This is a genomic window from Shewanella sp. K8 (genome assembly GCF_028823715.1).
Taxonomy (GTDB): domain Bacteria; phylum Pseudomonadota; class Gammaproteobacteria; order Enterobacterales; family Shewanellaceae; genus Shewanella; species Shewanella algae.
This window is the reverse complement of sequence record NZ_JAPEHY010000066.1, coordinates 1-5,999: the sequence shown is the minus strand read 5'-3', so window position 1 is coordinate 5,999 and position 5,999 is coordinate 1. Positions and strand designations below refer to the sequence as shown.

The window sequence follows — 5,999 nt, the reverse complement described above, 5'->3', positions numbered from 1 at the left end:
AATTTGTTCGTCGGTGACTAAAATAAGTTCCACCCCAAGTGACTGAGCAGCCTCTTTTTTTGCGAAAAATTTGGCTTTGAAGATGGGGTCATGTGTCTTACTTAAAGGCTTGTATTCATGGAACTGAATGCGGCCGTCAATGTACTGAACAATCGTATCTGGCGTGTAAGGTAAATCTTTACCTTCGAATTGATAGTAAAAACCTTCCGGCTGGCTATCGAACGTCCTCACCGATTCGTTGTATTCATGGTGAAAACAGGCATCGAACTCTAGTGAACTCTCACACATGATGGTTTTACCCACTTTAGCGCTGGCGAACTTATACACATTTTTGTTCGGTGACGGCTTGCGTAGATTTCGAATATACATGTGTAAATTTTAAGCGATGTGTTATTGCTAGAGTACTTCGACGCACCAATTTGTCAACTTATGAGTTTTATTTTTGACCAAGTGATTGATACTTTTATGGAATAAAATTAAATGCACAGTCGTCAAAGATGGTTTTATGTCAACTTATTAGTTTAATTTGTCAGCTTATGGGTTTTTTATGTCAACTTATGGATTCAGCGACAGCCACAAAATGGCGCGGCTCTATGTTCCTTGTCGACTCAGTTCATCGCCGCTTTGACATAGACATCGAAGCGGTTTTTCTTGGTGGCGATAACAGTGCTGGGTTTAACCCCGGCCAGGTCTTCGGCGTAGTCCGGCCGTTTGACCACTACCCGCTTGCTCGCCAGTGCCAACGCCGGGGCCAGCAAGCCGTCGGCATCGGTATCGGCGCCGACCAGGGTCTGAAATACCCGCATCTCTTTTTTTACCAATGCCGACTTGTCTCTGTGGGGATACATGGGGTCCAGATAGACCACATCCGGTTGCGGACTTATCTGGCTCAACGCCTCCAGACTGGAGTCGTGCAGCAGCGTCATTCTTTGCTGCATCCAGGGGCCGATTTCGCTGTCCTGATAACCGCGGCTGAGACCGTCTTCCAGCAGCGCCGCCACCAAGGGGTTACGTTCAATCAGAGTCATTTGGCAGCCAAGGCTTGCCAGCACAAAGGCGTCACGGCCAAGACCGGCCGTGGCATCTACCACTGAGGGGCAGGCGCCTTGCTTGAGACCGACCGCCTTGGCTATGGCCTGGCCACGGCCGCCGCCGAACTTACGTCTGTGGGCCACGGCACCGCTGACAAAATCGACACAGATACCGCCAAGCTTGGGTTCGTCACGTTTGAACAGGGTCAGCATTTCCTGCTCAAACCCCAAGGCAAACACAGAGTCTTCTGAATGCTTCAGGCCCCAGCGCTCGGCAATAGCGCACAGGCGTGGCTCCCGGGTATCAAAATAAATGCTATGGCTTGGCTGCTTCACTGTGTTTGAGTCCTTGGCTGAATTGGCGCCATTATGCCAAATGCCAACCTGACTGAATACGTTCGGCTGCAACTCGCAGGCAGAGCAGCTATAATGCCGCGGTCATTTACCCGTCAGTCATTGGGGAACCCATGCTCAGCTACCGTCACGGTTTTCATGCCGGCAACTATGCCGATGTGCTCAAACATTCCATCTTGTTGCAGGCGCTGAGCTTGTTGCAGAAGAAAGATAAACCTTTGGTTTATATCGATACCCATGCCGGTGCCGGTGGCTATGCGCTGGAAGATGATTTCGCCCAAAAGACAGGGGAATATCTGGAAGGTATAGGCAAGCTCTGGCAGGAAACGAGTGTGCCGCAGGCGATGACAGCCTATCTGGAGGCGGTGCGCCATTTCAACGAAGGCAACGAGGAGCAGGCCACAGATGAGCTGGCCTGGTATCCCGGATCTCCGGCGATAGTGGATATGCACCTTAGAGAGCAGGACAGAATGCTGCTGCACGAGCTGCATAATACCGATGTCGAACTGCTGCAGGAGTATTTTGAAGGTGCCCGTCAGGTGAAGCTGGTTCACGGCGACGGTCTGCAGGGCCTGTTGGCCGCCGTGCCGCCACTGGAGCGTCGGGCACTGGTGCTGGTGGATCCCAGCTATGAGCTCAAGAGTGACTATCAGGATGTGGCCGATACCCTGATAAAAGCTCATCGCAAGTTTGCCACCGGGGTGTATCTGCTCTGGTATCCGGTCGTCAATCGGGCCCAGACTGAAGCCATGCTGACGAAGCTGAAAGACAGCGGCATTCGGCGCCAGTTACGGATAGAGCAGAGTATCAAGCCTGACTCGGATGAATTCGGTATGACGGCGGCGGGTCTGTGGGTCATCAACCCGCCCTGGCAGTTGGATACCCAGGCCGAAGAGCTGCTGGCCTGGCTTCACCCCAGGCTCAATCAGGGTGGCGGCAGCGTCACTGTCTCCTGGGAAGTGGGCGAGTAAGCTTGGTTCCATCATAAAAACAGTTGGCCGGGTCACTGGGTATTAATTGGGTACTAAGTCGGATACCGAGCTGTGTACTAATGGCCCGGCCTGTTAACAGTGGCCTTTACGGCGCCTAAGCGACTGTGTGATAGCGACTGTGGTGAGTTATTCCGACAGTGCTTTCAGCTCGGCCAGCGTCGCCTCATCTATGAGCCCTAGCGCCAGCGCCTGCTGCGGATTGGTCTCTATCAAATAGGCACTGATACTCATCATATTGCGCAGTGCCATGCCGTTGGGGCCATCGTAAGCCGGCTGCTCGTTCCACTGATCCTGAGCCCAGGCGGCCCAAGTGGCCTTGAGGCTGTAGCCCGCCTCACAGAAGATGGTGCGGGTCAGTTGGCTGCCCTTATCCAGCATCTCCTCGTCGTTCATGCTGTTGTCTAGCTCGCCCTTGTGGCTTTGCATGACTTGCTTTACTGCCGCTATCGCTTCGGCGGTTGCGGGAACCGGGCCAAGTTGGCTGTCATCACAGGCTATTACGGTGGAAAAGGGCATCAGCAGACAGGCACAAAGGCCGAGGGACTTGAGGTTAAACATCTTCACTTCCTTGTTGTTGCGCCTCTCAGGCGCGGCTCAAATTGCGGTAGCGCTCCAGCAAAATTTTCACCCGTTTCACATAAGCGCGGGTTTCCGGGTAGGGTGGCACGCCGCGATATTGGGTCACTGTGGTAGGGCCGGCATTGTAGGCCGCCAGCGCCCGAGTCATATCGCCATCGAAACGGGCCAGCATCTGCGCCAGATAGCGGCTACCGGCATCGATATTCTGTGATACCACAAAGGCGTTGCTGACACCAAGCTCTTTGGCGGTATCCGGCATCAACTGCATCAGCCCCATAGCGCCGGTACGAGACAGGGCCTTGGCGTTGAAGGCCGACTCGGCGTGGATCACCGCCCGGATCAGCGCAGGATCCAGATTGTAGGTTTGGGCGGCGAGGGCGATTTCGGCAGCATAGTCACTGTCAAACAGAGGGATTGCCTGCCAGTTCACCTTGGAGTCCGGTCGGCAGGCGAAGCAATCATAGAGAATGATCTGATATTCCTGGCTGCCGGGGGGCTTGTCGCTGAACGCCATCACACCGTTGGCCTGGCGGTACTGATAGACTTTACGCTTCGGCAGACTGCTGTCACTGATGCCGTGTTCGGAGTAACGCGCCACTATACGGGGTTTGGTCGAAGGCTCTTTAGTCAAAGCTGAAATTTTTTCACCCATGACTGAAGGCTCTTTACTTATAGCTGAAGGCTTTTTTCCTACGGCTGAATGCTCTTTATCCATAGCTGAGGGCTTTTTTCCTACGGCTGAGGGCTCTTCACCCATGGCGGCCTTTTCCGAAGGCATAGGTATCTCGGTGCCGGCAAGCGCAGCAAAGGGCAGCGCCGAGCTCAGCAGCCAGAGTAGCAAAGAGATGAGTCCTTGGCCGGAAGTGTGCTTCACGCCTGATAACCCGCCCGTGTTTCCAGTTTCAATATGTCAATGATAGCAAAGAGTTGCTGCATTTCACTGTGGATCTGGCTGAACTCCTTTTCGAAGGTGGCTCCCTCAAAGATGGAGGCGGTCTCGAATCTATCCTTGTTACTGGGAAACAGGATCAACAGCTGCCTGCCGTGGAAGGCGCAGCGCAGATCCCGGCCGAACTTCTTGCTCAAGTCCAGCAAACGCTCCATAAACAAAGGGTTCATCAACACCCGGCCATTGATCTGATCGTCGGCGAAGACATCGAACTCTTTCTCGAACACAGGATCTTCCAGCTTCATCTGCTTCAGCCCCGAATAGCTGGAAGAGAGTTTCCCCAGCAGGCCGCGGTCGCGGATCAATACCGCATGGCAGCCGAAGTTTTGTGGCACGGTAAAGGTCATGGCCAGTCCCTTGAATACCTCGCTGGTACGCTTCTTATTCTTGCTATCCCGATATTCTGACTTCAGCACTAATTCACTGATCCCCAGTTCGACCTGTTTATAGCTACCGGTAATAAAATCACTGGAATGTGCTATGTCGTGCTTGGGCAAAATGCCGGCATCACGAAATGGTCGCAGTGGCAAACCATCGTTGGGACTAAAGGTAAAGTCGTCGCCGAAATAGCGGAAGATCAGCGGGAACAGATCTTTTTTAACCTGTGTTTGAAACGCCTTGATGGGTTTCTTACACCAGAAAAACATCAGCAAAACCGGGGTAAGGGCGAGGGCAAACGAAGCTTCCGGGCCAAGGGAACTGTAGTACATAAGGTCGTACCAATAGTGCCAAACCAGCAGCAGAGTCGCCACAAGTGTCAGTACAAACAGGGCTACCCGGGTTCGGCACTGCTTGAGGCTCTTGATCCTCAGTCTTTCATACTTACTGGCCTTGGGCTGTATATGCTGGCGATAGTATTGCTGCAGCTTGGGCAGATCTTCGCTGGGGGCCTGTAAACCTTTTCCCGGGCGTACCGGGGAAATCTTGGCCCCCATCAGGAAGGTGATAATATTCACGGGTCAATCTTTTACTCTGTCTCAGTTCAAATAGTCGCCGGCATTGACCGGACTTTTTGCGCTTTCATCCGCCTCATAGAAGGGCAGAGCCTGCACCTTGGCCATGGAGGCTATGATTGAACCCGGGAAAATTTCCACCGCATTGTTGAGTTCAGTGACTGCCGAGTTGTAGAAACGCCGCGCCGCAGAAATATGGGCCTCCACTTCGTTATAGGTTTGCATCGCCTGCAACATGGTGTTGTCTGACTTGAGTTCAGGGTAGTTTTCTACCGACACCATCAACTGGCCGACACGGCTGTTGAGCTGGTTGGCCAAATCCAGATGTTGTTTTACCGCATCTGTGTCGGCCGGATTGTAGCTTTGGGTCAGTTGAGTGCGTAATTCTGTGATCTCGGTCAGCAGCTGTTTTTCATGGTCCATGAAGCGCTTGGCTATGGTGAGAATATTGGGCAGCAGATTGGCCCTTTTCTTGAGCTGGACATCTATGCCGGAGAGGGCTTCACGGGCCGTGTTGCGTTTTTTTATCAGGCTGACATACCAGAGATAAATCAGTATCACGGCGATCGCCAGTATCAACAAAAATCCATCCATATTTGCTAAAGTTCCATGCAGTTTTTTCTGAACTGCGCCAGCTAACCATAAAATGGCCGCAAATGCATCTTTGTTGTGATTTTGAACCTATGCTGGCCCCTTGACGGCGAGTCTTGCCAAGTCAATGAAAACCATAACTTATATGGCTTTAAAGATAGATTTAAGCAAAATCCTGTAAATCAAAGGTTTGGACTGTACGTTTTTAGTACATGGAAACATTATCTAAATGATTCATTTGAAATATTTATCTATTTTTGAGTGGTAAAAAAACAGCAGTTTTTGACTCAAGTCTGTCGGAAGCCGCTATAGGCCATGGGAAAACTGTTTACCGTGCGTCAAAGCGAAGAAATTGAATCATACTGTTTACAAATAGCTTTTATTATGTTCAGGCAAGGTTCAGACAGCGTATTGTAAATTGTAATGACACAACGTTGGGGCAAAGCGAATTAGTTCAGCGAATTTGCCTTTATGGACCCGCCCTGGGTCCTTTTTTTTGGTTCATCGCAGATTAGCGTGGACTGGAAATGAAAACGGTTGGAGAGTTATT

The 5,999-nt window shown here is 51.7% G+C and carries 7 protein-coding genes; 1 reads left to right on the top strand and 6 read right to left on the bottom strand.

From position 1 onward, the window contains the following. Both ON072_RS20680 and ON072_RS20675 read right to left on the bottom strand, forming a co-directional pair. Nucleotides 1–327 (bottom strand): TnsA endonuclease N-terminal domain-containing protein (locus ON072_RS20680; RefSeq protein ID WP_274626170.1); only part of this gene is annotated, 327 nt, incomplete at its 3' end. A gap of 281 nt (nucleotides 328–608) precedes the next feature. Further along, nucleotides 609–1,367 (bottom strand): class I SAM-dependent methyltransferase, encoded by a 759-nt coding sequence (locus ON072_RS20675; RefSeq protein ID WP_037437101.1) that lies wholly within the window; start codon nucleotides 1,365–1,367, stop codon nucleotides 609–611. Nucleotides 1,368–1,498: 131 nt separating this feature from the next. Here ON072_RS20675 and ON072_RS20670 point away from each other — a divergent pair, with 131 nt between their 5' ends. Continuing rightward, on the top strand, nucleotides 1,499–2,356 hold the full coding sequence (locus tag ON072_RS20670; RefSeq protein ID WP_025010798.1) for a 23S rRNA (adenine(2030)-N(6))-methyltransferase RlmJ: 858 nt from the start codon (nucleotides 1,499–1,501) through the stop codon (nucleotides 2,354–2,356). A gap of 147 nt (nucleotides 2,357–2,503) precedes the next feature. Here ON072_RS20670 and ON072_RS20665 read toward each other — a convergent pair whose 3' ends face one another. The 4 genes from ON072_RS20665 to ON072_RS20650 all read right to left on the bottom strand — a co-directional run bounded on the left by ON072_RS20665 (nucleotide 2,504) and on the right by ON072_RS20650 (nucleotide 5,452). Continuing rightward, on the bottom strand, nucleotides 2,504–2,935 hold the full coding sequence (locus ON072_RS20665; protein ID WP_093981629.1) for a hypothetical protein: 432 nt from the start codon (nucleotides 2,933–2,935) through the stop codon (nucleotides 2,504–2,506). A 25-nt stretch (nucleotides 2,936–2,960) separates the two neighbouring features. Further along, nucleotides 2,961–3,608, bottom strand: a complete 648-nt coding sequence (locus ON072_RS20660; protein WP_081782944.1) for a lytic transglycosylase domain-containing protein — start codon at nucleotides 3,606–3,608, stop codon at nucleotides 2,961–2,963. 218 nt (nucleotides 3,609–3,826) lie between these two features. Then, the gene (locus tag ON072_RS20655; RefSeq protein WP_208166072.1) at nucleotides 3,827–4,861 is read right to left on the bottom strand and encodes a DUF3137 domain-containing protein; all 1,035 of its coding nucleotides are present in this window, start codon (nucleotides 4,859–4,861) and stop codon (nucleotides 3,827–3,829) included. Between the two features lie 21 nt (nucleotides 4,862–4,882). Next, entirely contained in the window at nucleotides 4,883–5,452 is a 570-nt protein-coding gene (locus ON072_RS20650; protein ID WP_025010793.1) for a LemA family protein, read from the bottom strand. Nucleotides 5,453–5,999 lie beyond the last annotated feature (547 nt).